The 26,257-nt window shown below is 63.4% G+C and carries 26 protein-coding genes and 4 pseudogenes; 19 read left to right on the top strand and 11 right to left on the bottom strand.

The features are described 5' to 3' along the window. Nucleotides 1–88 precede the first annotated feature (88 nt). Both P6U27_RS19640 and P6U27_RS19635 read left to right on the top strand, forming a co-directional pair. Entirely contained in the window at nucleotides 89–1,168 is a 1,080-nt protein-coding gene (locus P6U27_RS19640; protein ID WP_122403472.1) for an SH3 domain-containing protein, read from the top strand. A 272-nt stretch (nucleotides 1,169–1,440) separates the two neighbouring features. Beyond that, nucleotides 1,441–1,722 carry a hypothetical protein gene (locus tag P6U27_RS19635; RefSeq protein ID WP_162500296.1) on the top strand — a complete coding sequence of 94 codons (282 nt, stop codon included), beginning with the start codon at nucleotides 1,441–1,443 and terminating at the stop codon, nucleotides 1,720–1,722. A gap of 36 nt (nucleotides 1,723–1,758) precedes the next feature. On the opposite strand, the gene P6U27_RS19630 is transcribed toward P6U27_RS19635, so the two are convergent. Both P6U27_RS19630 and P6U27_RS19625 read right to left on the bottom strand, forming a co-directional pair. After that, a complete protein-coding gene (locus tag P6U27_RS19630; RefSeq protein WP_407122783.1) occupies nucleotides 1,759–3,105 on the bottom strand; it encodes an IS701 family transposase in 1,347 nt (448 codons plus the stop codon). Nucleotides 3,106–3,179: 74 nt separating this feature from the next. After that, nucleotides 3,180–3,938, bottom strand: coding sequence for an IS5 family transposase (locus P6U27_RS19625; RefSeq protein ID WP_244608005.1), 759 nt, complete (start codon nucleotides 3,936–3,938; stop codon nucleotides 3,180–3,182). Between the two features lie 306 nt (nucleotides 3,939–4,244). On the opposite strand from P6U27_RS19625, the gene P6U27_RS19620 reads away from it, so the two are divergent. Beyond that, entirely contained in the window at nucleotides 4,245–4,451 is a 207-nt protein-coding gene (locus P6U27_RS19620) for a hypothetical protein (RefSeq protein ID WP_162500295.1), read from the top strand. Nucleotides 4,452–4,523: 72 nt separating this feature from the next. Further along, complete coding sequence (locus P6U27_RS19615) at nucleotides 4,524–4,841, top strand: hypothetical protein (protein ID WP_162500601.1); 318 nt, start codon at nucleotides 4,524–4,526, stop codon at nucleotides 4,839–4,841. 23 nt (nucleotides 4,842–4,864) lie between these two features. Here P6U27_RS19615 and P6U27_RS19610 read toward each other — a convergent pair whose 3' ends face one another. Continuing rightward, on the bottom strand, nucleotides 4,865–5,209 hold the full coding sequence (locus P6U27_RS19610; protein ID WP_122403468.1) for a multidrug efflux SMR transporter: 345 nt from the start codon (nucleotides 5,207–5,209) through the stop codon (nucleotides 4,865–4,867). A gap of 21 nt (nucleotides 5,210–5,230) precedes the next feature. Further along, nucleotides 5,231–5,527: pseudogene (locus P6U27_RS19605) on the bottom strand (hypothetical protein); the annotation flags it as partial. Between the two features lie 100 nt (nucleotides 5,528–5,627). Here P6U27_RS19605 and pdxY point away from each other — a divergent pair. Beyond that, nucleotides 5,628–6,446, top strand: coding sequence for a pyridoxal kinase (gene pdxY, locus P6U27_RS19600; protein ID WP_122403467.1), 819 nt, complete (start codon nucleotides 5,628–5,630; stop codon nucleotides 6,444–6,446). Nucleotides 6,447–6,450: 4 nt separating this feature from the next. Here the strand turns inward: pdxY and P6U27_RS19595 are convergent, their stop codons facing one another. Further along, entirely contained in the window at nucleotides 6,451–7,746 is a 1,296-nt protein-coding gene (locus P6U27_RS19595) for a hypothetical protein (RefSeq protein ID WP_122403466.1), read from the bottom strand. A gap of 215 nt (nucleotides 7,747–7,961) precedes the next feature. On the opposite strand from P6U27_RS19595, the gene P6U27_RS19590 reads away from it, so the two are divergent. Together P6U27_RS19590 and P6U27_RS19585 are read left to right on the top strand one after the other, a co-directional pair. Continuing rightward, a complete protein-coding gene (locus P6U27_RS19590; RefSeq protein ID WP_407192365.1) occupies nucleotides 7,962–8,501 on the top strand; it encodes a hypothetical protein in 540 nt (179 codons plus the stop codon). A 170-nt stretch (nucleotides 8,502–8,671) separates the two neighbouring features. Beyond that, the gene (locus tag P6U27_RS19585) at nucleotides 8,672–8,926 is read left to right on the top strand and encodes a hypothetical protein (protein WP_122403465.1); all 255 of its coding nucleotides are present in this window, start codon (nucleotides 8,672–8,674) and stop codon (nucleotides 8,924–8,926) included. A 211-nt stretch (nucleotides 8,927–9,137) separates the two neighbouring features. On the opposite strand, the pseudogene P6U27_RS19580 reads toward P6U27_RS19585, so the two are convergent. Next, nucleotides 9,138–9,487, bottom strand: a pseudogene (locus P6U27_RS19580) (zinc ribbon domain-containing protein YjdM). Between P6U27_RS19580 and P6U27_RS19575 the strand changes: the two are divergent. The 4 genes and pseudogenes from P6U27_RS19575 (at nucleotide 9,456) to P6U27_RS19560 (ending at nucleotide 11,723) form a co-directional block, all read left to right on the top strand. After that, nucleotides 9,456–9,731, top strand: coding sequence for a hypothetical protein (locus tag P6U27_RS19575; RefSeq protein WP_407194547.1), 276 nt, complete (start codon nucleotides 9,456–9,458; stop codon nucleotides 9,729–9,731). The pseudogene P6U27_RS19580 and the gene P6U27_RS19575 overlap by 32 nt on opposite strands. Nucleotides 9,732–9,884: 153 nt before the next feature. Further along, nucleotides 9,885–10,289 (top strand): VOC family protein, encoded by a 405-nt coding sequence (locus tag P6U27_RS19570; protein ID WP_407192364.1) that lies wholly within the window; start codon nucleotides 9,885–9,887, stop codon nucleotides 10,287–10,289. A gap of 46 nt (nucleotides 10,290–10,335) precedes the next feature. Continuing rightward, nucleotides 10,336–10,950, top strand: coding sequence for a cell envelope biogenesis protein TolA (locus tag P6U27_RS19565; RefSeq protein ID WP_122403462.1), 615 nt, complete (start codon nucleotides 10,336–10,338; stop codon nucleotides 10,948–10,950). Nucleotides 10,951–11,187: 237 nt separating this feature from the next. Further along, nucleotides 11,188–11,723: pseudogene (locus P6U27_RS19560) on the top strand (helix-turn-helix domain-containing protein). A 543-nt stretch (nucleotides 11,724–12,266) separates the two neighbouring features. Here P6U27_RS19560 and P6U27_RS19555 read toward each other — a convergent pair. Continuing rightward, nucleotides 12,267–13,432: pseudogene (locus P6U27_RS19555) on the bottom strand (IS110 family transposase). 244 nt (nucleotides 13,433–13,676) lie between these two features. Here P6U27_RS19555 and P6U27_RS19550 point away from each other — a divergent pair. The 3 genes from P6U27_RS19550 (at nucleotide 13,677) to P6U27_RS19540 (ending at nucleotide 16,272) form a co-directional block, all read left to right on the top strand. Further along, nucleotides 13,677–13,955 carry a hypothetical protein gene (locus P6U27_RS19550; protein ID WP_122403461.1) on the top strand — a complete coding sequence of 93 codons (279 nt, stop codon included), beginning with the start codon at nucleotides 13,677–13,679 and terminating at the stop codon, nucleotides 13,953–13,955. Between the two features lie 383 nt (nucleotides 13,956–14,338). After that, complete coding sequence (locus P6U27_RS19545; protein WP_122403460.1) at nucleotides 14,339–14,845, top strand: hypothetical protein; 507 nt, start codon at nucleotides 14,339–14,341, stop codon at nucleotides 14,843–14,845. 386 nt (nucleotides 14,846–15,231) lie between these two features. After that, entirely contained in the window at nucleotides 15,232–16,272 is a 1,041-nt protein-coding gene (locus tag P6U27_RS19540; protein WP_122403459.1) for an acyl-CoA desaturase, read from the top strand. Nucleotides 16,273–16,375: 103 nt separating this feature from the next. Here the strand turns inward: P6U27_RS19540 and P6U27_RS19535 are convergent, their stop codons facing one another. After that, nucleotides 16,376–17,479 carry a hypothetical protein gene (locus P6U27_RS19535; RefSeq protein ID WP_122403458.1) on the bottom strand — a complete coding sequence of 368 codons (1,104 nt, stop codon included), beginning with the start codon at nucleotides 17,477–17,479 and terminating at the stop codon, nucleotides 16,376–16,378. Between the two features lie 297 nt (nucleotides 17,480–17,776). Here P6U27_RS19535 and P6U27_RS19530 point away from each other — a divergent pair, with 297 nt between their 5' ends. The 3 genes from P6U27_RS19530 to P6U27_RS19520 all read left to right on the top strand — a co-directional run bounded on the left by P6U27_RS19530 (nucleotide 17,777) and on the right by P6U27_RS19520 (nucleotide 18,760). After that, nucleotides 17,777–17,989: a hypothetical protein gene (locus tag P6U27_RS19530; protein WP_244607659.1), complete on the top strand. Its 213-nt coding sequence runs from the start codon at nucleotides 17,777–17,779 to the stop codon at nucleotides 17,987–17,989. A gap of 18 nt (nucleotides 17,990–18,007) precedes the next feature. Then, the gene (locus tag P6U27_RS19525) at nucleotides 18,008–18,304 is read left to right on the top strand and encodes a cytosolic protein (RefSeq protein WP_122403456.1); all 297 of its coding nucleotides are present in this window, start codon (nucleotides 18,008–18,010) and stop codon (nucleotides 18,302–18,304) included. Nucleotides 18,305–18,469: 165 nt separating this feature from the next. After that, on the top strand, nucleotides 18,470–18,760 hold the full coding sequence (locus P6U27_RS19520) for a hypothetical protein (RefSeq protein ID WP_122406696.1): 291 nt from the start codon (nucleotides 18,470–18,472) through the stop codon (nucleotides 18,758–18,760). Nucleotides 18,761–18,926: 166 nt separating this feature from the next. On the opposite strand, the gene P6U27_RS19515 is transcribed toward P6U27_RS19520, so the two are convergent. Together P6U27_RS19515 and P6U27_RS19510 are read right to left on the bottom strand one after the other, a co-directional pair. Beyond that, nucleotides 18,927–19,571 (bottom strand): phasin family protein, encoded by a 645-nt coding sequence (locus P6U27_RS19515; RefSeq protein WP_122403455.1) that lies wholly within the window; start codon nucleotides 19,569–19,571, stop codon nucleotides 18,927–18,929. Between the two features lie 109 nt (nucleotides 19,572–19,680). Then, on the bottom strand, nucleotides 19,681–20,196 hold the full coding sequence (locus P6U27_RS19510; protein WP_122403454.1) for a ParB N-terminal domain-containing protein: 516 nt from the start codon (nucleotides 20,194–20,196) through the stop codon (nucleotides 19,681–19,683). 231 nt (nucleotides 20,197–20,427) lie between these two features. On the opposite strand from P6U27_RS19510, the gene P6U27_RS19505 reads away from it, so the two are divergent. Then, complete coding sequence (locus P6U27_RS19505) at nucleotides 20,428–20,703, top strand: hypothetical protein (RefSeq protein WP_407192363.1); 276 nt, start codon at nucleotides 20,428–20,430, stop codon at nucleotides 20,701–20,703. Between the two features lie 106 nt (nucleotides 20,704–20,809). Here P6U27_RS19505 and P6U27_RS19500 read toward each other — a convergent pair whose 3' ends face one another. Then, nucleotides 20,810–24,580 (bottom strand): vitamin B12-dependent ribonucleotide reductase, encoded by a 3,771-nt coding sequence (locus P6U27_RS19500; RefSeq protein ID WP_407192362.1) that lies wholly within the window; start codon nucleotides 24,578–24,580, stop codon nucleotides 20,810–20,812. 764 nt (nucleotides 24,581–25,344) lie between these two features. On the opposite strand from P6U27_RS19500, the gene P6U27_RS19495 reads away from it, so the two are divergent. Beyond that, complete coding sequence (locus P6U27_RS19495; RefSeq protein WP_122403452.1) at nucleotides 25,345–26,241, top strand: DMT family transporter; 897 nt, start codon at nucleotides 25,345–25,347, stop codon at nucleotides 26,239–26,241. The last annotated feature ends 16 nt before the right edge of the window (nucleotides 26,242–26,257 follow it).

The raw sequence follows: 26,257 nt of genomic DNA, 5'->3' as shown, positions 1-26,257 counted from the left end.
GTGTTCTCAATCTTTCGGCGGATGCAATGATGACAGGCGGAACGCCCGTTTCGCTTGCGCGTTCCGTCTCGCAGAGGAGGAACATGCCATGAGACTCAGAAGCGTTCTGTTTGCTGCATTGCTGCTCGCCCCGACGGCCGCACTGGCCGCGCCGGGCATCGTCACCGTCTCGACCGGTCTGCGTGCCGGGCCGGGCGCGGGCTTTCCCCTGGTCGATCGCATCCCCGGCGGCGCCCGCGTCAACATCCATGGCTGCCTGCGCGGCAATGCCTGGTGCGACGTGAGCTTCTCCGACGATCGCGGCTGGGTATCCTCGCAATATCTCGAATATCTCTACCGCAATCACTACGTCTATCTCCCCGACTATGTCGACGAGATCGACGTGCCAGTCGTGCCCTTCGTGCTGACCTCGTACTGGTCGAGCTATTATGCGGGACGCCCCTGGTACCGCCGCCACGCTTACTGGAATAATTACTGGATCTCGCACGAGCGCTTTGCGACGCGGATGACGCTCGACCCGGGCGCAGCCCGTATCGGTCGTGCAGCGACGCGTGACGCAGCAATTGCGCTGGAACGTGAAGGCGTGCGTGGCAAGGGTGCCGCCGCGATCTCGGGGCGTGACGCTACGACCTCACGGCACGATGCCGCGATTGCCACCCGCGACGCCGCGATCGCAAGGCGCGACGCTGCGATCGCAAGGCGCGACGCTGCGATCGGAAGGGGCGACGCTGCGATCACGAAGCGTGATGCGGCGATCACGAAACGCGACGCTGCAGTAACGGCCGACCGGACGCGCGTCGGCCGTAGCGAGCGCATCGCGCATGAGCGGGCCAATGTGCAGAGCCGCAATCCGCGCGATGCACAGGCGCGCATGATGCACGAGCAAGCTGCAAGCCGCGCCGCCGTCCGTGCCCAACCGATGGCGCGTGCGCATGAAGCGCCGCGCGTGTCGGCTGCACCTGCCGCACGGCCCGCGACGCCGCACGTGGCGCAGCCGAATGTGAGTCATGGTGCGCCGATGAATGCGCGCGCGCAGATGCCGGCACCGCGCGCGACCGCGCCTGCCATGCCGCATCCCGGCGGCGGTGGCGCTCCGCACGTCAATGCCGCGCCACGTGCGGGTGGCGCCCCGGCCGGCGGTCCCGGCGACGGTCACCAGAAGCACTAAAGCATGATCCGGAAAAGTGCGAAGCGGTTTTCCGGAAAGATCATGCGTAAACAACAAGCTGAAGCGCGATGACGATTCATCCAAATCTCATCGCGCTTCAGCCTTCCCTGGAAAGCCCGGCCCTCGCGCCGGGCTTTCTGCTTGGCGGGCCGCTCAAGTTCCGTGCGCGTACAATTTAAGAAAGTTCTTCGCGGACAGATTTCATCGATCGTAATATGTCTACCCAAAGCTGTAGTCATCCACTCGGGGCAGCGGGGCACCGGAGGATGATGATGAGACAGAGCCAAGCGGAGACGCGCCGTCAGCAAAATGTCGCAAAGCGGTCGATGACCAAGGAGGCCAAGCAGCTGGCCGGCCTGATCGCCGGATTGCGCAAATCTCTCGAAGCGATCCACAAGGAACGGGCGAGCGCGAAGCTCACCGGCGCCGAGATGGGTTTGCTCGACGAGCGTCGCAACAATCTGCTGCTCACCATTGCAGCCCTCGATGACCGCCTCTCGGCGGTGCAGGGCCTGATCAATCTCGGCCGTCCCCATATTATCCGCGTGCACTAGCACTACTTTGGCAGATTGTGTTTTCGCCGCTGTTTTTCACGGATTTGCCTTCGGCAATATGGGCAATGCTGAGACTGCGGCCGAAGGATGAGATCGACGATGGCGTGACGTACGGCTGGCATGGTTGGCTGAGGCGGAGGCCCGTAGATTCTTTTTCCGCCCCGCGTGTGCGAGGCGACGATGTTGCAGGAAGGCGTAGGCAATCATTGTCATCAGGGCGTGGCGATGAAGACCTTGCCATGATCGCCCTTCGAAGTGATCAAGTCCAAGTTCCTCCTTCAACTGCTGATGCGCCTGCTCACAAATCCACCGTGCCTTGATGGTGGCGGCCAGCGTGCGCAGATCCGTCGCCGCCGGAAGATTGGCCAGATAGTATTTCTTCTCCCCGGACGCACGTTGCTCGCCAATGAGCCAGGCTTCGTCGCCTGGGAGATGCTGCTGACCTTTATCCCATATCCGCTGCGGAGGGCCGTCGGCGGTCCGGACACGGACCGCAGCAAATTGGGCTTTAAGCCGACCTTTCGTCCCGCTACGCCAACTCACGGTTTTCCATTTGGCGCCGGCCAGCATTTGCTCGGCCGCAATTGATAAGATATCGGGCACGTGGTGCTTTCGTGGTTTCCCGCGGGCTTTGGTAATCGGCCAAATGAGCTTCACATCGACCGGATACACTTTCAGGTGCCGCGGGATTCCGACAGCCCAGACCAGCCCGCGCTCTGTTAGCCCTTGTCGAAACGGTGCGCTGAGGCCGTATCCTGCATCCGCCAGCACATATCCAAAGCGCACGTTGGCTGCTATCGCGCGGTCAATCTCGGCCAAAGCAATCTCCGGCTTGGACCGTGGCGTTCGATGTTCGACTGGCACGCGAGCGCGCTTCAAACGAGATTCGTCGCTTGTCCAACTGTCAGGCAGAAAGAGACGTAACGCGACCATCACGGGTACTTCGCCGCGCGCAAGCGTCAAAGACACCAGTGTTTGGCAATTTGCCGTTTTACCGAGAGCCGAGGCGTATTGAGCCGCAACACCGACCGAGCGCTCACCCTTCTTGGGAAGTGAGGTGTCATCAATAACCAGCACCGCATCCCTGCCGCCGACAAGTCGGTCCGCCTGGTTGAGCAACTCTGTCTCCAGCGGCGTCGCGTCCCAGACACCGTCCGCAATGAAATGGTGCAACTGGTCGTAGGTGCTGGTGGCAAGGCGTTCCGCCATCGGCTGAACGCTCTTACGATCGCCGGGACCGATCAATCCCGCAACATACAGAGGACACATCCGCTGCCGGGTCTTATGACCCAGTCGGTCCAAGAACGGCATCAGCCAGCGTTCGAGTTCGTCTTCCCATCCCAGCATGGTCAGCCCTCCAAGAGCCGACCACCCATGAATCATTGAAAAATTGATTCGGGAATCCTATAAAACGCGCCAAAATCAACAATCTGCCAAAGTAGTGCTAGGGTCCGGACTCAATTGATCCACCAAGTAACGGCGGCGACCAAGAGGATGGCCGAGAGGAAGTTGTCGGCTCGCTTGTCGTAGCGGGTCGCAATCCGCCTGAAGTCCTTGAGGCGGCAAAACATGCGTTCGATGAGATTGCGTCCTTTGTAGGCCTTCACGTCGTACCGGTGCGGATGCTTGCGAGTTGGGTTGGGCGGAATTACTGCCTTTGTTCCGCGCTCGGCCAACCACTCACGCAGGCTATTGGCGTCATAGGCCCTGTCAGCAAGCAATCGTCGAGCAGGTGAGACGGCAGGCAGCAGATCGCGCGCCGCCGTGAGGTCATGGCAGTTGCCAGGCGTGATCACGAAGGCGATCGGACGTCCATAATCCTCGGTCAGCGCGTGGATTTTGGTGGTGCGTCCGCCTCGCGAGCGGCCGACCGCCTGCTGGAAGTCCCCTTTTGCGCCCGCCGCCGAGCGGTGGGCTTTGATGTGGGTCGCGTCGATGGACATTGTCCCGACCCGGCCGGTTGAGCCAGTCAAGGCGTAGAAAATATTGCCCCACACGCCTTGGCGGCTCCAGCGATTGAAGCGGTTATAGATGGTCGTGTAGGGGCCGTAATCTGCCGGGCAGTCTCGCCAGCGTGCGCCCGATCGCAGCATGTGGAGGATCCCGCTGATCACGCGTCGGTCATCCACGCGATGGGCGCCGCGCCGCCCACGTGGCAACAGCGGTTCAATCCGCTTCCACTCCGCCTCACTCAGCCAATATAGCTTTTGCCCCATCAAGCCCCCCTTCGACTCGGAGGTCTTGAATCACAACTCCGCCTCAGCGGGAATCCCTATTGAGTACAGACCCTAAAGCGCGATGAGATTTGGATGAATCGTCATCGCGCTTTAGCTTGTTGTTTACGCATGATCTTTCCGGAAAACCGCTTCGCACTTTTCCGGATCATGCTTTAGCGCCGATCCGAACAGCAGGATCGGCTCCGTTGCCGATGGTACGGGGCCGGCCATACTGCCTGCGGATGGCATCAAATTGCCACGCTCCCGGCGAATTGCCGCCAAAGCCCGCTGCCACGAGGAGGCCGGGTGCAGGGCGACGCAAGGGGATGCGAATTGGCCTACAAGATGGTCGCAGAACGCGACAACGAGAAGTACAGTTTCGCCCGCGAGAGCCGGCTGCTCATCGTGGCGAAGGCGAAAGTGTGGGCGAGCGAGGGCTGGCGGGTCGTCATTACCGACCAGGACGGCAAGGCCTACGCGCCGCCCGAATTCGATCAGCCGTCGGCCGCGTGATCGCACGCCGGGCGAGGGGGACCACATTTGACGTCGCTGTTTCGACCGGGACGCGACTTGACCGCGCTCTTGATGATTCTTGCAGCCGCAGTGCTGACGGCGACGGCCGCCGTCGCGCAAAATCTCGACGCCGGCAAATCGCCCGCGAAGATCTTCGCTGAAGGCTGCGCGACCTGCCACCGCAGCCCACGCGGCCTTGCCAAGGGCCGCTTCAGCCTGACGCTGTCCTGGTTCCTGAGGGATCATTACGCAACCAGCTCCGACTCGGCCAAGGCACTTGCCGCCTATCTCGAGTCGGTTGATGAGCCGCCGCCCCGGGGTTCGGGCAAGCCCGGTGCAAAGGCGCCCCGTTCGGCGCCGCGTCCGCCCAAGCCGGTGCAGAGCCAATAACGGCGCGCCGTGGCATTCCGGCATCAACGCATCGTGGTCTCCGAGAACAGGTTGATGATCACGACCCCTGATACGATCAGCGCGATGCCGACGAAGGCTGCAGCGTCCAGTATCTGGCGGAACAGCACGAATGAAACGGTGGCGGTCAGGATGATGCCGACCCCGCCCCAGATCGCATAGGCGATGCTCAACGGGATGACCCGGATCGCCACCGACAGCGCGTAGAACGAGGCGGCGTAGAACAGCACCATCGCCAGCGTCGGCCAGGGACGGGTGAATTGCGCGGACTGCTGCAGCAACGCCGACGCCGTGACCTCGAACACGATGGCAAGGGCGAGAGCTGCGTAGGCATTGAAGGCGGAGGTCATGAGCCCGAGCCCATATCATGTGTCAGTGACGAACCTGCGACATGATGCGGACGCCAGCATGTAGAGCAGCGCTCCGGTCTCGCGCGAGACCGCGAGCGGTGCCTCCTTCAGGCGTCCATAGAGATCGCGATATTCGGTCTTGCTCCGCATCATTCGGTCCCGGTCTGCGTCGGACAGATCCGCAACAGCGGCTTCCGTTGCGTCGCTTGCAGCCTCGGCTTCGCCGAACAGGCGATCCAGCAGCGGCGCAAGCGATGCGATGGTCGGGGTGGTCGTTCGAAGTCTCCAGAGTTGATGAGCAGACGGCCTGGCCGATATGTTCTGCGCCTATCTCGATGAGCTTGCACGCCGCTGAAGCGCGAGACCGCGGGCCTGCTGCTCTTGCCACACTCAACGTTTGACTCTACGGACCTATCTCATGCTCGTCATCTCCATTCAGAGCCAGGTGGTCCACGGCCATGTCGGCAACAGCGCGGCTGCCTACGCCATTCAGGCGGAGGGCGTGAACGTTGCGGCGGTGCCGACGACGCTGCTGTCCAACCATCCGCGCTATCCGAGCCTGCGCGGCCGGGTGCTGGAGACCGAGCTCATCGCGGATCTCCTGAAGGGCGTGGAGGAGCGCGGTCTCGTCGACGAGGCGGCCGTGCTCGTAACCGGCTATCTCGGCTCGCCCGCCAATGCCGCCGTGATCGCCGATTTCGTCGAGCGGGCGCGCACGCGCAATGCGAAGCTCGTCTATCTCTGCGATCCCGTGATCGGCGATGACGGCCGCGTCTATGTCGCGGACGGCATTTTGGACGTTGTCCGGCACCGGCTGCTGCCGGCGGCGAACCTCACGACACCGAACCAGTTCGAGCTCGAGCTGCTCTCGGGAGTGACGACTGCCGATGCCCAAGGCCTCAGCGCGGCTTGCGCGGTACTGGCAGGGGCAGGCCGTACCGACGTCGTCGCCACCGGCTGCACCCTCGCTGACACGGCGGCGGGGCAGGTCGAGACGATCCTGTGCGCCGGCGGGCGATTGTCGCGCTTTGCAACACTGCGCCTGCCGATCCGTCCCTACGGCACCGGTGACCTCCTCACCGGGCTGATTGCGGCGCATCTGGCCAAGGGCGAAGCGATGGAGTCGGCCGTACGGCTTGCGGTCGACACGATCTTTGCGGTGCTGGTGCGCACGCAGGAAGCCGGCTCGGCCGAGATGCGGCTCGTGCCGTTGCCGAGAACGCCGCGCAAGCCGTAGCCGGTCAGGTTGCGCGCTTGGTCGCGGATTGCGCCGATTTCTGCGGTTTGGCCGAGCTCTTCTGCTCGCGCGCGGCGTGGGCCTTTGGCGGCTTGGCGCTGGCCACGGCCCGCAGCTTCTTCGGCTTGGCGCTTGCAACGTCCTTGCGATCGGCGGTGCCACGCTTCGAGATGTATTCCTGGCCGTCGATCGGGCCGACATGCGGCGGATCGCGGTCGAGATAGGGGCGACCGATGCCGAACGCCTTGCCGTTGGCGTCGACCCACTTCCACAGGATCTCGGTCGAGACCCAGCGCTGCGCGCGGTCATTGCCTTGGGTGCTGACGATGTCAGCCGCCATGCCGTGGCCGTAGCCGCCACGGCTGCTGCCGCCGTGATAGGAGCGGTCGGAGGCGGCCTTCAGGCCGCTCGCGATCGACTGGCGGTAATCGTCGCGAAATGCGCTGGTGATGCCCGGCGACAGGCCGGCGGCTTCGGCTGCGAGCAGTGTGCGGAACAGCTTCTGCTTGAAGCTCTTGTCCATGCCGCCGATGACGTAGTCCATCATCGACATGCCGGCGCGCTCGGCCGCCTTCGGATCTTTCCAGCCGAAGTCCTGATCGACCAGCTTCGTGAAGCTGCGCATCACCGTGACGGTCTTGCCCCTGCGCTTGATGGTGACGGCGCGCCGCTCCTGAACCTTGATCGTGTCCTCTTTCGGGGTGCGCTGATAGAGCGTCCAGAGGTAGCGGTCGATACAGGCATCGATGACGAAGCATTCGTCGAGCACGGTGACGGTGTCGGCAGGCGGCGACACGTTGCTGGCAGGCGCGACGGGGCCACCCGCAACCGCGGCGGGGGACAGTGCGTCCGTCGTCACGATCTCGGTGGGATCGGCGGATGCGAGCTTGACGGGCTCCGGCGCAGGGGCAGCCGCGCTGGCGATGGGCTCCGGTTCAGGCGAAGTCTGCGGCGCGGGCGCTGCCTCCGTCGGCAGGATCAGCACAGGGTCGGCCGAAGCGAGCTCGACGGCGAAGGCGGGCTCCTCGGGCGTTGTCGGCGCTGTCGCTGCCGCGGCAGGCGCCGCAGCGACGGCGGCGATCTCGGCGGTCAGGGCGATGCCGTCCTCGATCGTCGCAGCGTGCGGCACGTCGGCGAGGTCGAGGCGGCCGAAGTCCTTGACGTGCGGGACGGCAGCCGCATTGGCGCCGCTGTTCTCGATGAGGGCGGGGACATGGGCGGAGAGAGACAACGCCAGCCAGCCCGCGAGAACGGCCGAGGGACACGACAGTGCCACCAGAAGAGACCGCCGATCGTTCATGATCCCTGCCTCCGAACGGTTCTGTTCGAACCATCCTGTCCGAACAGTCATGATGCAAACGGTCTTGACGAAAACAGTCTTGACGAAAACAGTCTTGACGGAAAGGCACGCAGCGCCTCGATTGTTCGGGCTCCGGGGTGGCGGCGCAATGGCGCAAATCGGTGGATGCAGGCTTTTCGAGACGGGTGTTGCCGAGGTGCAACGCGGGTTCCATCATGGTTCCAGCAACGCATCGGCGCGAAATCGACTGCAAATGCAGCATTGTCATCTACTTGCAGCGAATGCATTTACGCAATCTTGGATTGTGGCCGTGCAGTTCCGTCAGTCCGCAATCTCCGGTTGTTATGGTGCTGATCGCAGCTGGAATCGCGCTCGCCATCATCGAGATCATCTACGCTCTCGGCACCAATCTGGTCGCAAGGCTGCAAATCGCTGGCGATGGCGTTGAAGCAAGGGATCTCTATTGTCCCTTTCGTATCCAGAACGCGCAGCGTACCTTTTGCTTCGCTGCGCTGCCGAAACTTTGCGGCGGCTGGAGCGTTGGAGGCGCCATGACACATTCCTCGCTTCGTCCCATGGACAACTTCGATCCCACCGAGCCCGCCATCCTCCACGATCGCCTTTCGGACACGATCATCACCTGGACCGCCGATCAGGCAGACGACTACCGGCGTGCCAGTCGGCGCGGCACGGATGGAACCGTGGCCTGGAAGACTTACCTCTTCGATGGCTGGGGCAATGGGCTCGGTGGCTGAGCACCGCCCGTGGAAGCGCCATGTCGCAGCCGGTGTGATTCGTCCAAGGCCTTGTACGCATTAGGCATATCGTCATGCGTCGGGCGCGCTGTTGCGATGCAGCAATGTATGTCGCGCTGCAGCAAAACGCGCCTAAATATGCCCCGACTCTCACCTTTGGAGCACCATCAATGAACAAGAAGATTTTGTCGATCGCCGCCGCCATCCTGACGATCGCGGGCGGCACGGCCGCCGTCGCCGCCGAGCTGCCGATCTATGAGGCCAACGGCTTCCCGGTCTCCCCGCTGCAGGTGCGCGTGCTCGGTGCTGCGCATGTCGAGCAGAAGGTCGCAGCGCCCAGCACGGTCGCCTCGGTCCATCAGGCGAAGGTGCTGAGCCCACGCAAGGTGAAGACCGCCGATGTCACCAGGGGCGCGGCCCGCTAAGCTGATATCGCAAAAAGGCAGGTGGGTTCCGCGGAGAGGCGGAATCCACTGCTTCACTTTGGTTCTTCCATTTCCACGTCGCCCGCGCGCCGCGCGTGCCTCGATCTCAGCGTGGAATTTTTCTGAGCGATCTTCGGCAGCGTGGCAAGCCTTCGGCGCGCACCCGCCGCCGTGAGAAGCGGGCGTCGTAGCGGGGACGCGCCAGCGCGAGCTACGCCTTCCTCACGAACTCCGATTTCAGATTCATCGCACCGATGCCGTCGATCTTGCAGGCGATGTTGTGGCCGTCGCTGGCATCCTGCAGGCGGATGTTGCGCACCTTGGTGCCGCCTTTGACGACCGAGGACGAGCCTTGATCTTGAGATCCTTGATCACGATGACGCTGTCACCGTCGGCGAGCACATTGCCGTTGGCATCGCGCACGCCCGCATCCTGCGCCGTGTCTGCGGCCGCTTCCGCCTCGCCGCTCCATTCATGGCCGCATTCCGGGCAGACCCAGAGACCGCGGTCCTGGTAGGCGTGCTCGGAGTTGCAGGCCGGGCATTTCATCGTGTCGGACATGAATGGTCTCGTCTCGCGGTTCGTTCGCGGCGCGACCGTAGAGGCCGGGACCGGGAAAGCAAGGAAAAGCTGCGAACGGCGCGGGCCGGCCTTGCCTGCCGGTGCGATGTCACCGAAACTGCGCGACGAAGATCACGTACAGCCAACCCAGGATGCCGTGGATGATCGCCCACAGAATCGAATGGTTGTTGATTTCGGCGATACCGAATTACGTTTGCTCCGGTCGGGAAAAACAGTGGCATGATGCCATGATGGCGCTCGTCCGTTGGCGAGGAGCTTTGCGCGTCACCCGGATGTAGCGTCAGCGTAATTCGGGCCCGGAGGTGCGGCACCAACCCGGATTACGCTGACGCTCCATACGGGCTACGCTCGCTTCGCAACTTGCGACGAGCCCGCCATGAGCTTCCTCCTCAACATCGATGTCCCGGACGTAGGCAAAGCCACGACGTTCTACACCGAAGCCTTCGGCCTGACGGTCGGCCGCCGCTTCGGCGCCGATTTCGTCGAGCTGCTCGGCTGGCCGGCGCCGGTCTATCTCTTGACCAAGCAGGCCGGCACAATCGGCGCCGGCCGCGACCGCCGCCGCTACGAGCGGCACTGGACGCCCGTTCATATCGACGTCGTCGTCGACGATGTCGACGCTGCCCTCGCGCGTGCGCTCGGCGCGGGTGCGATCCTGGAGGTGCCCCCGCGCGATACGCCCTATGGGCGGATCGCGATGCTGGCCGATCCGTTCGGGCATGGACTCTGTCTGCTGGCGTTCAGCGCACAGGGATATGACGCATTGCTTGGGGATTCGTAGTTGGGGCTACGACCGCTGGCGGACAGCAAGCTACAATCGGAGCGACATGCCAAAGAAACTGAAGACCTACCAGACCTCGCTCGGCTTCTACGATCAGGCGATCGCCGCACCCTCGATGAAGGCGGCGCTTCAGGCCTGGGGCGCCAGCTCCAATCTGTTCCATCAGGGCGTCGCCAAGGAGACCGACGACCCTGACATCGTCGCGGCGACGATGGCGAAGCCGGGGGTCGTGCTCAGGCGCCCGGTCGGCTCTGACGGCCCGTTCACCGAGAGCGCGGAGCTGCCGGCCGATCTCGGCGAGGGCGAGGGCAAGCCCAGACGCAGGTCCAAGCGTCCGGCCAAGACCGCAAAGAAAACATCCCGCAAGATCGACGATCAGGCCGCGCGCAAGGCCGCCGCGGCATTCGAGAAGGAGGAGCGGCGGCGCGAGGCCGAGCGTCGCAAGGAGGAGGCCGCCCGCGCCAGGGAGCGCGCGCGGCGGCAGCAGGCCGTCGCCGCAGCCGAGGCAGCGCTCGACGTGGCAAGGCGGGAGCACGAAGCGCGGGCGGAGAAGATCGAATCCGAGCGCGCCGCGCTCGACGAGCGCGCCGAGGCCGAGCAGGGAAGATGGGACAAGCAGAGAAGGAAATTGGAAGAGGCCCTGCGCCGCGCGCGCGAGTGACCAGCGCAGCGTAATCCGGGGCGATCGCGCAACGACGCAAACGCTGGTCCCGGATTTCGCTTTCGCTCCGTCCGGGCTACGCGCTCTTCGCCGATAAGGTCGCGCGGAAGCAATTCCTTTACCATGGCTTTCGCTGTCGATTGGAAGCTTAGCGGTTAGGCCAAAATTCTGCGGTATCCTCGCCCCGATTATGCGTCGGATGTGTTCTTACGCCGCCGCAAGTCCACGGGAGCTGTCATGAGCGATCATCGCGCCGCAATCAGGCACCACACGCTGAGGACCGGCATCGTCGAATTCGACAACGGCAGCGGCAGCACCGTCAGCGTGCCCTGCACGATCCGTGATGTCTCCGGCACCGGCGCACGCCTGGAGCTCAACTCGTCGCTCTGGGTCGCCGAGCAGTTCATGCTGATCTTCTCAAGCGGCCTGCGCAAGGACTGCCGCGTCGCCTGGCGCAAGGCCCGGCTGATCGGCAGCGCGTTCGCGGACGGTTATGCGAGCGCGGACGAGCAGGCGGTGATGATGACGGTGGGGAGCAGGCCCGGCACCGGCTCGGCATCGGCGCGCGCGTCAAGGCTGCGCGCGAGACCCGCGGCTACACCGAGGCGCAGCTCGCCGAGCACATCGGCGTCACGCCCGGCTTCCTGGCGCAAGCCGAGCAGGGCGAGGCGAACATTCCGCTCTACAAGCTGATGCACATCGCGGATTTGTTGATGTTCAGTCTCGACGGGCTGGTGGCCGGCGCGGCGCCTGAAGACGTCGGCGCGGCGTGAGTCCTCGCACGCTCGCTGTCAGACTCTCCGTCATTGCGAGCAAGGCGAAGCAATCCAGTGTGCTTTCCGCCGCGACAGTCTGGATTGCTCACATGGGGATTTGGTGTGTCAAGGCGGTTTGTTCAGCTCTTTGTTCGATTGCAGGCCAGCTCTTCGTCCCGACCGTGGAGCACGTAGGATGGCGCGCGCAGATCGAGTCAAGGTCGGCCCGTAGGGCCGTCGCGAAGCGACTTGGCCTTGACTCGAGCGAGCACGCCATCAGGCTTTGGCAGTCGGGGCAGCGGGCGGATAACTCCTTTTCGTCAGGCGATCCAAGGGTCGAGCCGGTTTTTGCAATCTGGTTTGCTTGCCAGATCAAACTCACATTCGGTCGCCGCGCGGCGGCGGCTGCACCAACATTCCGCTTGCGGCGGGCAGGCTCGAGAGGACGAGACCATTCTTCGTTACGGCGTTTGAAGCCATGCAATCCATCGGTTCGTCCACCCGGATCGGCCGAGGCTGATCAATCTCGGCGGATTGGCTTTGAGGCTGAGGAGCGTGGTGTCAGGCGGCGGCCTTTATCTCGGCTCCCTCGATCACCACGCCCGCGGTCACGTACTTCCAGAGGGCCACGAGCAGCTTGCGCGCGAGCGCCACGATCGCGCGCTTGCGGCCGCGTTGGCTGTGCACCTTGAACCACTGGGTCAAAGCCGATTGAGGCTGGTGGCGTACCCAGAGCCAGGCGAGCTGGATCATCGTGGTTCTCAGGCGCGGATTGCCAGCCTTCGACACGCCTTGCTCGCGCTCGATGCCGCCACTGCGCCATGGCGTGGCTGCAAGGCCGGCATAGGATGCAATCTGGCGGCGGTTGGCGAACTGCCGGTAAAAGGCCTCCGACCAGAGAACGGCCGTGAAGTTCGGGCCCAGGCTCTTCAGTTCGAGCAGCATTGCCACCGGGTTCGATACGGTCTTCTCCCCGCCGCCTTGCTCGCGGCCAGCAACGCATCCTGCTCGCGCTCCACCGCCGTGATCTGGTCGAGCAGCAGTTCGAGCCGGTCGAGTTCGCGGCTGATCTGCGCCTTCAGATGCGCCAGCAAGGCGCGCCCGTCGCCCGTCCGCAAGGCCTCCAGCCGCTTCCGCCGGTCTCGCCGCAGCGGCGCGTAGTCGAAGATCCCTTGCGCGAACAGAAGACCCTTGATCCGGTTCACATGCTCGATCCGCTCCGCGATCAAGGTCTCTCGCTCGCGGCACAGCCTACGGCGGTCCTCCTCTGCCGGAGAGGGCGCAACGACCATGGCGCAGACCCGTACCTCGCCGCGCTTGTAGGCCAGCAGCGTCCGCAACAGCGTCTCGCCATCCAGCCGGTCCGTCTTGGCCCGCCGGCGCCGGCGCGGCGTCGCAATCGAGGCCGGATCGACTACGTGGCTCTCGATGCCTTCCTGCTGCAGGGCGCGGTGAAGCCAGAACCCGTCCAGCCCCGCCTCCTGGATCGCGATGAGCGGATAGCTCTCACCCGTTCGCGCCTGCGCCTTGCGCTTCAGCTCCGCAAACAACTTCAACAGTTCCGAAAGGTCGCCGGCCTTCATGCTGCGTTTGGACATCTTCTCGCCCTTGCAGGGCGACAGCGAAGTGACCAGCCATGTCGAACGGCTCAGTTCCAATGACACAAAAATTGCGCCAAACTGCGTGCGGATAGCGGCCAGTCCGTCGGAAGGATGATCGAGCAACATCGTCGTCTCCAGGTTGAATGGATTCAGCAACCCTCAGTCTGGCCTCAGACCTGGTCGCTATCCACTCCCCATGGAATCTTCGTCGCATCAGCGCAAAATTGCTACGCGATTTTGTCGCGAGCTCCTCGCAATGCGTTGGAGAGGGGGCGAAGGCCGACAACGGGCATTCATGCAATATCCAGCGCGAATTCGCTTGCCTTGCTTTGCACCCCTGTTGCACTCTCTTGGCGAAGGAGACCAACGCATGAATAAGACCATCGCGTGTGCGATCGGAACGGCGCTGGTGCTGGGCAGCCTTGGAATATCAGGTGCTGAAGCCCGGACGCGGAAGGCTGTCGTCGTTCGTGAGCCGCAGCAGCGGCTGATCGTCACGGCGCCGGTGCTCCGGCCGACGCCGTGGGATTACAATATTGTTCCACGATATCGTTATCGTCCTGAAGACGACCGGGTCGATCCCTATGGTCCGCCGCTAGTGCCGTCGTACGTTCGCTATGAGGGATGGCGGTGGCCGTATTGGTGGTGAGTAACCATCACGGCTGCGGCATGTGGTGATCGACCGACGCCACACGTCAAACCGAGCAGCTTGCTGTCGGCGCAAAGCGCCGATGGAGGCCCTGTGCGTGCGGTACAGCCCTCGATTTGCCACGCTTCGATCCGGGCCAGGCTCGCTCAACCATTCATACGGACTGATTTAGAGGCCGAGTTCTTGCGCAATTACCGTCTTCACCAAACGTGACACGGGGAAGTTGAATTCCGATAAGCCATTACCTCTGCGTGCACCGTCCGCGATTGGGAAAAAATGGCAAAGCTGCGACTGTCAACAATACATCGGAGTAGAACGACACTTATCCCCGTAATAAACCCAATGCTGCTTGGGGTTCTGGGCGCGTATTGAGAGGATCAGTGATGGCAAGTGTCGAACAATTGCGCAGACGGGACGGTGTGAACTTGGTCCAACTCGAGGCGGACATTGCGTCGGTCCGTTCGGGAAGCCCTATTACTTCAATTGCTCTACCTGATTACGTCGAGCACACAGCGGGTGTGTCGCGCGTCGGCGCACTCAGTGCAGAGGCGGTCATTCGCGACTATGAGTCCGCTGCAAAAGAGATCGAGGCCATGGGCACCGAGTTGATCGACGCCGCGCAAAAATGCGAGGCGCTGACGGCCCAGGTTCATGATGCGATCGCCTTCATGCGAGAAACGGCGGCGGGGTATCGTGAAGAGGGACGGAAGATCTTCAAGCGCATCGAAGAATGCGCGCTGTTCACCGAGGACGTGCGCAAGACCTGCGAACAGGTCAAGCGCAGAATGACTGAGGTCTCGTTCGGCCCATCATCCGATGAGGAGCTTGCGCCGCAAGAGCCCGAGCTGACCGGGATCGCCGCCAAGGTGACGATGAGCGAGATGCCATGAGGCGGACGTAGAGCGTAGCTCGTTCGTAGATCCTACGGGTGAGTTGGTGGTCGTCAACTCAACTTACCTCTGACCACCGTCACCCATAGGATCTACGCTCGTTTGCTAACCGCGGTCATCCGCGGCAAGCCGCTGTCGCCGGCGCAGGCGCGAACGCCGGTGACATTGCGGTCGAGGTACATCGGGTCAGTAGGTGGGTTAGCTCGCGGCTGCGCCAAGTCCGCGAGCGTAACCCATCATTGTTTATCACCCGAGACACGAAAGAGGTGGGTTACGCCCTCAAGGCCGCAGCTCCGCGGTCGTCGCCCCGGGTCCTTGCTCAAAACAACCCTCGGCTGTACGCTGCACCGCAGAAGAGTGCATTTTGCGGGAATGGATCGGCTGAAATGACCGTGGTTGAGAGCGTGGCGTCCGAGCAGCTTTCGGAGCGGAAAATGCCCCCGGGCGTGCTCACCGAAGGCCCGGTGGTCGACGCCAAGTTTCGCGATTCCTACATCTCCTTCGCCATCATGATCGGCGGTTCGGTCGCGGCGCTGGTCTGGGCCTTCTGGCAAGGCATCGGCCGGGTGGAGCTTTCCGTCTTCGCCGGCACCTTCGTGCTGTCCACGATCGGGATCGGCTTCATGCATCGCTACTTCGTGCACCGCAGCTTTCGCTGCGGTCCGGTGATGCGGACGATCTTCGCCGCGCTCGCGACCATGGCCGTGCAGGGCTCGATCCTGAAATGGGTGAGCAACCACCGGCGGCACCATCTTCACTCCGACAGGCCCGGCGACGTCCACAGCCCCTATTACGACGGCGCCGGCAACCCCTACACCAGCTTCGCCAAGGGCATGTCGCATGCGCAGGGCGGCTGGGTGTGGGACCGCGAGACCACAGATGCTACCTACTACGCCAAGGACATCCTGGCCGATCCGATCGCGATGTTCTTCACCAGGACGCGCTGGTACTGGTACGCGCTGTCGGCGCTGATCATTCCCGCCGCCATCGGCTACGCCTTTGGCGGCGTGCACACGATGATCGGCTGCATCCTGTTCTCCGGCCTGTTCCGCAGCTACCTCATGACCATGGCCACCTCACTGGTGAACTCGGTCTGCCACAGCGACGGCCGCTACGGCTACCGCCGCTTCGAGACCAACGACGGCACGACAAACGAGCTGGTGACGACGCTGCTGACGTTCGGCGAAGGGCTGCACAACAACCATCACCGGTTTCCGCGGGATGCGTATCTGTCGCATGCGTGGTACGAGGTCGATATTAATGGGTTGATTATTCTGGGGCTGGGGAAGCTCGGGCTAGTGCAGGATATTTTTGGCGTCGGCAAGCGTCAGCAAACGTCGGATGCGGAGCAGGGTGGGGCGGAGGCTGTCGCCGTGCAGAACGCATTTGACGGCGTCGCAGAAGACCTTCGCTCGGCTGGACGGTAGACTTGCGCGACTAACGCCGTCCATCGAGGGCGAGCCGAAGCCGCAGCTCGTCAGGCGTCAAACCCGATCGCGCGTGCGAGAAGCAAGCCGGCGCCTTGCGGGCTCACCAATCCGGACCGCCGTAATAAGGGTCGGCCATATAGGGCGGCGGCATCCAGGGGCCTCGCGGCGGCGGCCTGGGCCGCCGTGGAGCGGCGTCTGGTACGTGCGCCCGGGCGCGCGCAGCCGCATCGTTGCTCACCACGCTGCGCACGACGGGCTTGGCGCCTGCAGAGGCGGATGACGCCGATGACGCGCTCAGTTGCGTTTGCAGCGCCTGGACCTGGGCGGCGAGGCGCGCATTGTCCGCCGCATCCTTCGCCTGCGCGGCCTTGAGCTGCTCGATGGTGTCGGCCTGGTCGCGCAGGGCCTGTTCGCCGCGGCTCTTCAGCTGCTCGAGCTTGCCGGTGATGTTCGCAAGCTCGCTCGTGATGGCCTTGAGCGATTGCGCGAGCTCGGACGATGACGGCTCGGCCACCGTGGCGGCAGACTTCGGAGCGCTTTCCGAGTCCTTGGGCCCCGGCAGCGCAGGCACCGGGCTCGGCTCATCCGCAGCCGCCAGCAGCACCGTCGACGGCTGCGCCGGAGTTTCCGCCGCAGACTCTTGCGGCGAGCTGCTCGCGGCCGGCGGAGCCCAGCGCGCCATGATCGACTTGCCGATCGATATGGCCTCGTCGCCATATTGCGAAGCGACGGCGGCACCGAGCAGGCCGATCGCCAGCACGAGAATAGCCAAAGCGCGCATCATGGCCCTGTCTCCCTTCAGGCCCTGATCGCGAGGCTTGGTGTTTAGAGGCTTGGTGTTTAGAGGCTTGGCATCAGCCGCCGCCGCCTTGTTTGCGGAAGTGGTGGCTGCCGTCGCGGCGGCGCTTGCGTGCGAGGTCCGCGGAGCTTCGCTGTTGCGTTCCATTCCGGAAACCAGCCGGTCCAACCGCGCAAGCTCTTCTTCTGCGCTCTTGATCCGGTCGTAGGCCCGCGCCAGCCCACCGTCGACGCGCGCCGCATCCGGCTTGGCGGTATCAGGCTTGGCGGTATCAGGCTTGGCGGTATCAGGCTTGGCGGTATCAGGCTTGGCATTATCAGTCTTGGCGGTATCAGGCTTGGCGTCATCGGTCTTGCCGGTATCAGGTTTATGGTCGTTCGTGTCAGGCATCGATGCGCTCTCCATCCGGTCGGGGGTCAATGGGAGGCAGTCCGATCACTGGAAGGATAGGTCTCGCCGCCATCAGACACAACGCGTGCGCAAAGGAGAAATTATGGCAGGCCCGGCACACGATGCGCGACATCGCGCTGTCGCGCGATCGCTTTGAATCTTCCGGCGCTGAAACAGCCGGGGGCTGCTTCCCCAGGCATCCCTGCGACGTGCTATGCTGTCACGGGAGGAATCGCAATGAGGATCCCTACGGCGATACTCGCCCTGCTCCTTTCAAGTCCAGCCGCCGCCCAGGAGTGCCAGACATGCTCAATGGCCGACGCCTGCATGAAGGAATACGCCAAGACGACGTCGGAGGCCCAACGGGCCACGAAGCAAGGCATCCGGGATTGGAAGCAGAATCTGGACAGAAAGGCCTCTGCAGAATTGTCCAGCAGGGGCATCCTCGCATTGCAAGACGCCATGGAGGCACAGGTTCGTACGGAGCTGGAGCGCCTGAAGGAGTGCCTGGCGAAGATCAGGTAGGGTGCAAAGGAGGATCCGATGAAATCGCTTTTGCTGCTTACGGCGAGCGGTCCGCTGCTTGTTCTCACCTCGCATGAGTCCCTGAACGACCTGAAACTTCTTGGGGTGCTCAGGCAAAAAGGTATCGGCAAGTTTGTCGCGTTCGAGGTTCCCTTGTCGCTCGCCAGGGAGCGCTACGGTGGGCACTTTCAGGCGGTTGAAAGCAACCTGCACGAGACCGATGATTTGAGAGTGCTCGACTTCAATGGCCAGCGGGTGTTTCAGCTCTTTCGCTTCGAGGAGCTCGGCTCACCGATGCTGATCGAACAGTCGTGATCGGTTTTGCCTTGCGGCATGAGCTGTTTCGAAAAAGCCCATTCATTGCGTTGCGGCGGCGAAAGGACCAGTTGAGCAGCGCTGTTCTCGCCATGAACGTTCGCCGAGGGGAACGGGCGCTGGCTCATTCCGTTTTCCTTGGGGGGCTTGTCAGAGGAGGACAATATGAAGGCAAGGATCATCGCGCTCGCTGCTGCCGCTGTCATGGCTGCAGCGCCAGCCGTGTTTGCTCAGGGTGTATCGAGCAAGGCGCCAGGTCAGGAGATGCAGCAAATGGGTTCCCAGAAGGGCGAGCCGGGCGCTTCCAGCTACGCTCCCGGGCATAAGAAGAAGCATCACGCGATGCGCCACGTGAGGGCCTCGAAGAGCGCCAGCCCCGGCGCGTCGAGCTACGCTCCAGGTCAGACCACCGGCGCGAGCACGAGGCCGACCACCGGCTCGAAGTCAGGGTATTGAACTCCAGGCGGTCCTTAAGTTAAGTCCATGCACTGACTGGACATAACGGCCGGCCGGACGGAGCAGGTAGGATGTCGAGCGGAGCGAAGCCCATCAACGAGTGATGGGTTTCGCAAGGATACTGCTCATTCCCAGGGGCTTCCGGACCCGCAATGCGCAGCTGCCGTTAGTGACGCATCGCGCGGATTTCGAGCGTGGTCTGGGTGAGCCTGGCCACGAACCCCTCGAAATGCATGACCCTTTGTCTGGTCAATTGTTCATGCAACTCGGCGATCTTCTGGGATTCGGCGACAAACGAGTCGCACGCCTGTTTCGCGTACTCCATCTGAAGCTCAAACGCCTCGACGGGTGAACGCGCCATCGCGAGCTTTCCCAGGAAGTTCCAGGCTTGCTCAAGCGACGTCTTGATGTAGCCGCTATAGGCGTCGGCGATCGCCTGCGTGCTGGCCTGGAACGGTTCGACCGGTGCGACGGGCGGGCTTGCAGCGATCTCCATCCCGGAAGTCTCGTCCGGCAAGGCTGCAGCCGAAGGTACCTCCGCACTGATCTGTCGGCTCGGCTCTTGTTCTGTCTCTTGCCTGGTCTCCGCCGAGGCATCCGGCAATTGATGCGCCGCAGTTGCGCGTTGCCCGCCGGCCCCGGTCCGTTGTCCGGCCTTCTTCTTCCCGCCGCGCCGGCCGGATTTTCCCGTTGGCTTGTTTTCCGCCGCACTCAACATTGCAAATGGCTCCTGAATATCGATGAAGCCGCGAGCCTCCGCCGCGTTTGCGCTGAAATCGCGATTGTGGGCTGTCGCTTGCGTGGCGGCCATGTGGTGAGATTTTGCCGCTGCATTTTGATGCATCCGGCCAAAAAGCCGCTGATCCAGAAAGCTGCGGGATTGCCGTCGCGCGCTGGCACCGAAATTCTGGCGCCGACAATCAATAGCGGCCCCCGCTGCTCTTTTGCTGCGTGATCCAGTCCGACAATGTTTTCGGTGTCGATTTCGCAGTCCGGCCGGGCGATGCCTTCGGATTGTCGCGGGCACCTTTCGCCGGACGGGTGCGCGACGCTTCCGCTGCGCCAGCGCCCTTCAAGGCAGCCGTCGATGCCTCTGCGGCTTCCTTTTCCAATCGCAACTGTTTCAATCGCGCCATCTTGATGCGTTCTGCCTCGACTTCAGGTCCGTCGGCGAGCAGCGGCTTGTGTTGAGCAAGCTCCGCCGGGACCAGGACACCGATAATGGTTGTCTCGCCGAGGGCCTTGCAGGCTTCGAGCCGATGCAGTCCCTCGACCAGAACGAGGCGGTCTCCGTCGAGCCGAACGGAAATCGGGGCCTGTTGTCCGATCTCCAGAATACTTTCGGCGATCTCCCCGACGATCTCGGGCTTGATGGCTTTCTTCTGCTTCGTGGGAACGAAGATCTTCTCGATCGGGAAGCTTTCCGGTTTGGGCATGACTTCTACTCCGCTTCTACCGGGCCCGTCGGAACCCATGCCGGTGGTGTTGGGAGTTTAGGGGTGAAGCGTTCGACCGCAAAGGCAATTTCGGCGGCGGATTGATGAGCATCGAGCCCGGAACAAACTGCAATTTCGGTGACAGGCCTAAGTAGCCGATCCGGCGATAGCAAACGAATTTAGTGCTTAGTGCACTTCACCGTAAGTTTAGGCTGCAAGCAATTGCTCGGTATGAATTCGTTTGATCGGATGAAGCTGTTCTGCAAGCGCATGAAAGACGAACTTGGATACAAGCACGCTTTCGGATGGCCGATCTACAGTAGGGAACGTGGCGGGCGAGTGATGTATCACATGATCCACGCGACCGATCGTGGCGAGGGACCCAAGATCATGAACCGCGCCTATCGAAATGCGCTTAAGGCGCGTGAGGATGCAAAACGCCTTCAGCGCGATCTCTCTCGTCTTTGGGGCTCCACCGGATCCGGTGAAAAACCCGCTCGGTCTTGAAGCCGTTTCGCTGGGACTACACAAAAAGGGCGGCCTTTCGGCCGCCCTTCGTGGATGCCCGGGGCAAGCCCAGGCATTACATCGTCGTTGCGCGCGACCTACCTCCTCACGAGCACCCCGTCGTGCTGCCACACGTATCGCACTTCATGCAGGTCCCATTCCGCACCAGCGTGAAGTTGCCGCACTCCGAGCACATCTCGCCCTCGTAGCCCTTGGCCTTCGCCTCCGCGCGGCGCTCGGCCTTGCTGGGGGTGGCGGTTGCGGCGGTGCCGGCCTTGCTCCATTGCAGCTGCTCGAGCTTCTCCGTGGGGGAGAGGTCGTGCTGGACTTCCTGCTTCAGGGCAACGGCGCCTTCGATTGTCTCCGCGACACGGGCGCTTGCGCCGTGCGCGGCGAGCGCCGTGACCTTGCTGCCGCCGGCGGGGGCGCTGTCGTTGCCTTGCGAGACGGCGGTCGAGCCGCCGCGTATCACGACGAGGTTGTCCGTGCGCGAGCGGGTGAGGCCGCGCGACACCAGCTTGGTCGCGTGGTGGCCGCCGTCCTCGTCCGGCTCCTTGCCTTCCTCGACGCCCTTGCCGAGTGCGTCAAAACCCGTCTCGTTGGGATCGACGTGGGCGAGGTCGAAACGAGAGAGATAGCTCACCGCGAGCTCGCGGAAGACGTAGTCGAGGATCGAGGTCGCGTACTTGATGCTGTCGTTGCCCTGCACGGGGCCCGCCGGCTCGAAGCGGGTGAAGGTGAAGGCGTCGACATATTCGTCCAGCGGCACGCCGTATTGCAGGCCGAGCGACACCGCGATGGCGAAGTTGTTGATGAAGGAGCGCAGCGCCGCGCCTTCCTTGTGCATGTCGATGAAGATCTCACCGAGACGGCCATCGTCATACTCGCCGGTGCGCAAGTACACCTTGTGGCCGCCGACGACCGCCTTCTGGGTGTAGCCCTTGCGTCGGTCAGGCATCTTCTCGCGCTCGCGCATCACGACGATGCGCTCGACCAGCTTCTCGACGATCTTCTCCGAGACCTGGGTCGCGCGCGCGGCCATCGGCTTCTCGAAGAGCTGCTCGACGGCATCGTCCTCGTCCTCATCATCGCTGATGAGCTGCGAGTTGAGCGGCTGCGAGAGTTTTGAGCCGTCGCGATAGAGCGCGTTGGCCTTCAGCGCGAGCTTCCACGACAGCATGTAGGCGGACTTGCAGTCCTCCACCGTGGCGTCGTTCGGCATGTTGATGGTCTTGGAGATCGCGCCCGAGATGAAGGGTTGCGCCGCCGCCATCATGCGGATGTGGCTCTCGACCGACAGATAGCGCTTGCCGATCTTGCCGCAGGGATTGGCGCAGTCGAACACGGCATAATGTTCGGCCTTGAGGTGCGGAGCACCTTCCACCGTCATCGCGCCGCAGATGTGGACGTTGGCGGCTTCGATCTCACGCTTGGTGAAGCCGACGGCCTGGAGCAGGTCGAAGCCGGGGGCTGCGATCGCCTCGGCGCCGATGCCGAGCTGGTCGCGGATGAAGTCTTCGCCAAAGGTCCACTTGTTGAAGGCGAACTTGATGTCGAAAGCGGTCGGCAGGGCCTTCTCGACCTTGGCGATCGCCTCATCGGTAAAACCCTTGGCCTTCAGCGTGGTGACGTTGATGCCGGGGGCATTCGCCAGCGAGCCATGGCCGACGGCATAGGCCTCGATCTCCGCGATCTCGCTCTCGCGATAGCCGAGCGCGCGCAGCGCCGCGGGGACCGCGCGGTTGATGATCTTGAAGTAGCCGCCGCCGGCGAGCTTCTTGAATTTCACCAGCGCGAAATCGGGCTCGATGCCGGTGGTGTCGCAATCCATGACGAGGCCGATCGTGCCGGTGGGCGCGATCACCGTTGTCTGGGCGTTGCGATAGCCGTGCTTCTCGCCGAGCTCGAGCGCCGCGTCCCAGGCCGCCTGCGCATGGCTGACGAGGTCGGCCTGCGGGCAGGAGACGACGTCGAGCGGCACCGGGTTGACGCTGAGCGCTTCATAGCCGCTCGCCTGGCCATGCGCGGCGCGGCGATGGTTGCGGATCACGCGCAGCATGTGCGCCGCGTTCTTCTTGTAGCCGGGGAAGGTGCCGAGCTCGGCCGCGATCTCGGCCGAGGTCTTGTAGGTGATGCCTGTCATGACCGCGGTCAGCGCGCCGCAGAGCGCGCGGCCTTCCTTAGAGTCATAGGGCAGGCCCATGGTCATCAGCAGGCCGCCGATATTGGCGTAGCCGAGGCCGAGCGTGCGGAACTCGTAGGAGAGCTCGGCGATCGCCTTCGACGGGAACTGCGCCATCATCACGGAGATTTCGAGCACGATGGTCCAGAGCCGGCACAGGTGCTCATAGCCCTCGACGTCGAAGCGCTTGGTCGTGGTGTTGTAGAACGTCAGCAGGTTGGCGGAGGCGAGGTTGCAGGCCGTGTCGTCCAGGAACATGTATTCCGAGCACGGGTTGGACGCGCGGATGTCGCCGGACGCCTTGCAGGTGTGCCAGTCGTTCATCGTGGTGTTGAAGTGCAGGCCCGGATCGGCCGAGGCCCAGGCGGCGTAGCCGATCTTCTCCCAGAGGTCGCGCGCCTTCAGCGTCTTCGTCACCTTCTTGGAGGTGCGAGCCGTCAGATTCCAGTCGCCGTCGGTCTCGACCGCGCGCAGGAAGTCGTCCTTCAGCGAGACCGAGTTGTTGGAGTTCTGGCCGGAGACGGTGAGATAGGCTTCACTATCCCAGTCGGTGTCGTAGGTGTCGAACTGGATGTCCTTGTAGCCCTGCTTGGCGAACTGGATGACGCGCTTGATGTAGTTGTCGGGCACGAGGCTGCGGCGGGCGAGCTTGATCTCGCGGCGCAGGGCAGGGTTCTTCTCGGGATCGAAGCAATCGTCGCCCGAGCCTTCGCAGTTCACGCAGGCCTTCAGCACGGCTTTCAAGTGCTTCTGGTTGATCTTGGATCCGGTGACGAGGGCGGCGACCTTCTGCTCCTCCTTCACCTTCCAGTCGATATAGGTCTCGATATCGGGGTGATCGACGTCGACGACGACCATCTTGGCGGCGCGGCGCGTGGTGCCGCCCGACTTGATCGCGCCCGCAGCGCGGTCGCCGATCTTGAGGAAGCTCATCAGGCCGGACGAGCGGCCGCCGCCGGAGAGCTTTTCGCCTTCGCCGCGCAGGCGCGAGAAGTTGGAGCCGGTGCCGGAGCCGTATTTGAACAGGCGCGCCTCGCGGACCCAGAGGTCCATGATGCCGCCTTCGTTGACGAGGTCGTCACCGACGCCCTGGATGAAGCAGGCGTGCGGCTGCGGATGCTCGTAGGCCGACTTGGACTTGGTCAGCTTGCCGGTGAATGGGTCGACGTAATAGTGGCCCTGGCCGGGGCCGTCGATGCCATAGGCCCAGTGCAGGCCGGTGTTGAACCATTGCGGCGAGTTCGGCGCCACCATCTGCATGGCGAGCATGTAGCGGAGCTCGTCATAGAAGGCCTGCGCGTCTTCGTCCGAGCTGAAGTAGCCGCCCTTCCAGCCCCAATAGGTCCAGCAGCCGGCGAGGCGGTCGAACACCTGCTTTGCGCTGAGCTCGCTGACATAGCGCTCTTTCTCGGGCAGCGCGGCGAGGGCGTCGGTGTCGGGCACGGAGCGCCACAGGAAAGAGGGGACGGATTCCTCCTCGACCTTCTTCAGGCGCGCGGCAACGCCGGCTTTGCGGAAATACTTCTGGGCCAGCACGTCGGAGGCGACCTGCGACCACTCGGAGGGCACCTCGACATTGTCGAGCTTGAACACGACCGAGCCGTCGGGATTGCGAATCTCCGACGTGGTCAGGCGGAATTCGATTCCCGCATAAGGTGACTGTCCTGCCGTGGTGTGGCGCCGCTCAATCCGCATCGTCTTGCCCCGTCCTATTTTGCCCGGCCCCGCCCCTCGTTGAGGGCGTGCCGGGTCGACATTTCATTTCGCGGCTCCTTCGGGCCATTCGGCCTTGGGCACCGCAGTTCAGCCGGTGGATCCGGCCCTGTTTTTCCCGACGCGATCTCGATGCGTTGCATCGATCATCCCGCCGGCACGTCCACACCCATCCGCCCCCAAGGGGATGTGCGCGACATGCATTCAACGCCCCACTGTCACAACGTCTACCGATGCCATCCGAACCTGTTGCCGGCCCGTTCTGGCGCCCGAAGAGTCCGCCTTTCGAGGGCAGACAAGCCCTCATTCCGCAGCCTTTGGCTGGCTGGCGGAGTGCCGATTTGCGAGACCCTTTGGGGGAGTGCCGGCGGGACGCAAACTCACTCGCGCCGAACGGACCGAAAGCTAGGACTCTCCGTTGCGCCCGTCAAGAACTAGTGCGAGTTCCTGAATCAAATACTAAATATGGTGGATTGCGGGGGATAACAGGGGGCTTCGCCGCGCCTGTTGTGGGGCCAAGTATCAGTGAGTCCTCAGGGATTCCCAACCGAAAAAATTTGCATCCCGTGGCGATGCGGGCCCTTCATCCCGCTGTTCACAGGGCAGGTATATTTTTCGGGACCGGGATTGCGTCAGCGGGACTCACGTAGCCCTACGGAAGGTGAGAGCAGGCATGCCCGCCGAGGTGGTGGTTTGGGGGGCGAATCCGGGCCAAGCTGACCTTCAGATTTTGCCGGATTACCCCCATGCATGATTCGACCCGCCGGGATGCGCGGCCGCGCATCGCCCCGGCCGGCTTGATGTTCCTTGCGATCACCTCGATCGGCTGGGGCTTCAACTGGCCGGTGACGAAATTCCTGCTCGCCGAGCTGCCGCCGCTGACCTTGCGCGGGGTCACCGGCGTGCTCGGGGCGGTGCTGCTGGCGCTGCTCGCGGTGACGCGCCGGCAGAGCCTGAAGGTGGAGCCTGCGATCTGGCCGCGCCTGTTGACCGCGGCGGTGCTCAACGTCACCGGCTGGATGGTGCTGATGGGCCTCGCGCTGCTCTGGCTGCCGGCGAGCGAGGCGGCACTGATCGCCTACACCATGCCCGTCTGGGCCTCGATCATCGCCTGGCCGGTGCTGGGCGAGCGGCCGACGGTGTTGCGCACGCTGGGGCTGGTGCTGGCCTTTGCCGGCCTTGCCACCATCATGGGCGGCAATGGCATCGCCGCCAGCGCGGAGAAGGCGCCTGGCATCATCATGGCGCTCGCCGGCGCGCTCGGCTTTGCCGTCGGCACGGTCTTCTCGAAGAAGTACCCGATCCGTCTGCCGCCGATCACCGCTGCGGCCTGGCAGATCGGGATCGGCTGCCTGCCGATCTCGATCGTCGGCCTCCTGGTCGAGACCACGCATCTGGACAAGGTGACGCCGCTTGGCTGGTGGCTGCTGATCTATTCGACCGTGGTGCAGTTCTGCATCGCCTATGTCAGCTGGTTCGCCGCGCTGGCGCGCCTGCCGGCCTCGGTCGCCGCGATCGGCACCATGGCGGTGCCTGTCATCGGCGTCGTCGCCTCCGCGATCGCGCTCGGCGAGCCGCTCGGGGCAGGGCAGATCGCGGCACTGATCTTCACGCTGGCCGCGGTGGTGCTGGCGACGCGATAGGTGTCCGGAGCCGGGC

Source organism: Bradyrhizobium sp. STM 3566 (assembly GCF_045571445.1).
Lineage (GTDB): Bacteria > Pseudomonadota > Alphaproteobacteria > Rhizobiales > Xanthobacteraceae > Bradyrhizobium > Bradyrhizobium vignae.
Note: the sequence above shows the minus strand (reverse complement) of the source record. Positions and strands in the feature narration are given on the sequence as shown.

Bases quoted from the DNA above. Each gene is read 5' to 3' on its own strand.
- P6U27_RS19640 (WP_122403472.1), top strand. From the start codon at position 89: ATGAGACTCAGAAGCGTTCTGTTTGCTGCATTGCTGCTCGCCCCGACG.
- P6U27_RS19635 (WP_162500296.1), top strand. From the start codon at position 1,441: ATGAGACAGAGCCAAGCGGAGACGCGCCGTCAGCAAAATGTCGCAAAG.
- P6U27_RS19630 (WP_407122783.1), bottom strand. From the start codon at position 3,105: ATGATTCATGGGTGGTCGGCTCTTGGAGGGCTGACCATGCTGGGATGG.
- P6U27_RS19625 (WP_244608005.1), bottom strand. From the start codon at position 3,938: ATGGGGCAAAAGCTATATTGGCTGAGTGAGGCGGAGTGGAAGCGGATT.
- P6U27_RS19615 (WP_162500601.1), top strand. From the start codon at position 4,524: ATGATTCTTGCAGCCGCAGTGCTGACGGCGACGGCCGCCGTCGCGCAA.
- P6U27_RS19610 (WP_122403468.1), bottom strand. From the start codon at position 5,209: ATGACCTCCGCCTTCAATGCCTACGCAGCTCTCGCCCTTGCCATCGTG.
- pdxY (WP_122403467.1), top strand. From the start codon at position 5,628: ATGCTCGTCATCTCCATTCAGAGCCAGGTGGTCCACGGCCATGTCGGC.
- P6U27_RS19595 (WP_122403466.1), bottom strand. From the start codon at position 7,746: ATGAACGATCGGCGGTCTCTTCTGGTGGCACTGTCGTGTCCCTCGGCC.
- P6U27_RS19590 (WP_407192365.1), top strand. From the start codon at position 7,962: ATGGTTCCAGCAACGCATCGGCGCGAAATCGACTGCAAATGCAGCATT.
- P6U27_RS19585 (WP_122403465.1), top strand. From the start codon at position 8,672: ATGAACAAGAAGATTTTGTCGATCGCCGCCGCCATCCTGACGATCGCG.
- P6U27_RS19570 (WP_407192364.1), top strand. From the start codon at position 9,885: ATGAGCTTCCTCCTCAACATCGATGTCCCGGACGTAGGCAAAGCCACG.
- P6U27_RS19565 (WP_122403462.1), top strand. From the start codon at position 10,336: ATGCCAAAGAAACTGAAGACCTACCAGACCTCGCTCGGCTTCTACGAT.
- P6U27_RS19550 (WP_122403461.1), top strand. From the start codon at position 13,677: ATGAATAAGACCATCGCGTGTGCGATCGGAACGGCGCTGGTGCTGGGC.
- P6U27_RS19545 (WP_122403460.1), top strand. From the start codon at position 14,339: ATGGCAAGTGTCGAACAATTGCGCAGACGGGACGGTGTGAACTTGGTC.
- P6U27_RS19540 (WP_122403459.1), top strand. From the start codon at position 15,232: ATGACCGTGGTTGAGAGCGTGGCGTCCGAGCAGCTTTCGGAGCGGAAA.
- P6U27_RS19535 (WP_122403458.1), bottom strand. From the start codon at position 17,479: ATGGAGAGCGCATCGATGCCTGACACGAACGACCATAAACCTGATACC.
- P6U27_RS19530 (WP_244607659.1), top strand. From the start codon at position 17,777: ATGGCCGACGCCTGCATGAAGGAATACGCCAAGACGACGTCGGAGGCC.
- P6U27_RS19525 (WP_122403456.1), top strand. From the start codon at position 18,008: ATGAAATCGCTTTTGCTGCTTACGGCGAGCGGTCCGCTGCTTGTTCTC.
- P6U27_RS19520 (WP_122406696.1), top strand. From the start codon at position 18,470: ATGAAGGCAAGGATCATCGCGCTCGCTGCTGCCGCTGTCATGGCTGCA.
- P6U27_RS19515 (WP_122403455.1), bottom strand. From the start codon at position 19,571: ATGGCCGCCACGCAAGCGACAGCCCACAATCGCGATTTCAGCGCAAAC.
- P6U27_RS19510 (WP_122403454.1), bottom strand. From the start codon at position 20,196: ATGCCCAAACCGGAAAGCTTCCCGATCGAGAAGATCTTCGTTCCCACG.
- P6U27_RS19505 (WP_407192363.1), top strand. From the start codon at position 20,428: ATGAATTCGTTTGATCGGATGAAGCTGTTCTGCAAGCGCATGAAAGAC.
- P6U27_RS19500 (WP_407192362.1), bottom strand. From the start codon at position 24,580: ATGCGGATTGAGCGGCGCCACACCACGGCAGGACAGTCACCTTATGCG.
- P6U27_RS19495 (WP_122403452.1), top strand. From the start codon at position 25,345: ATGCATGATTCGACCCGCCGGGATGCGCGGCCGCGCATCGCCCCGGCC.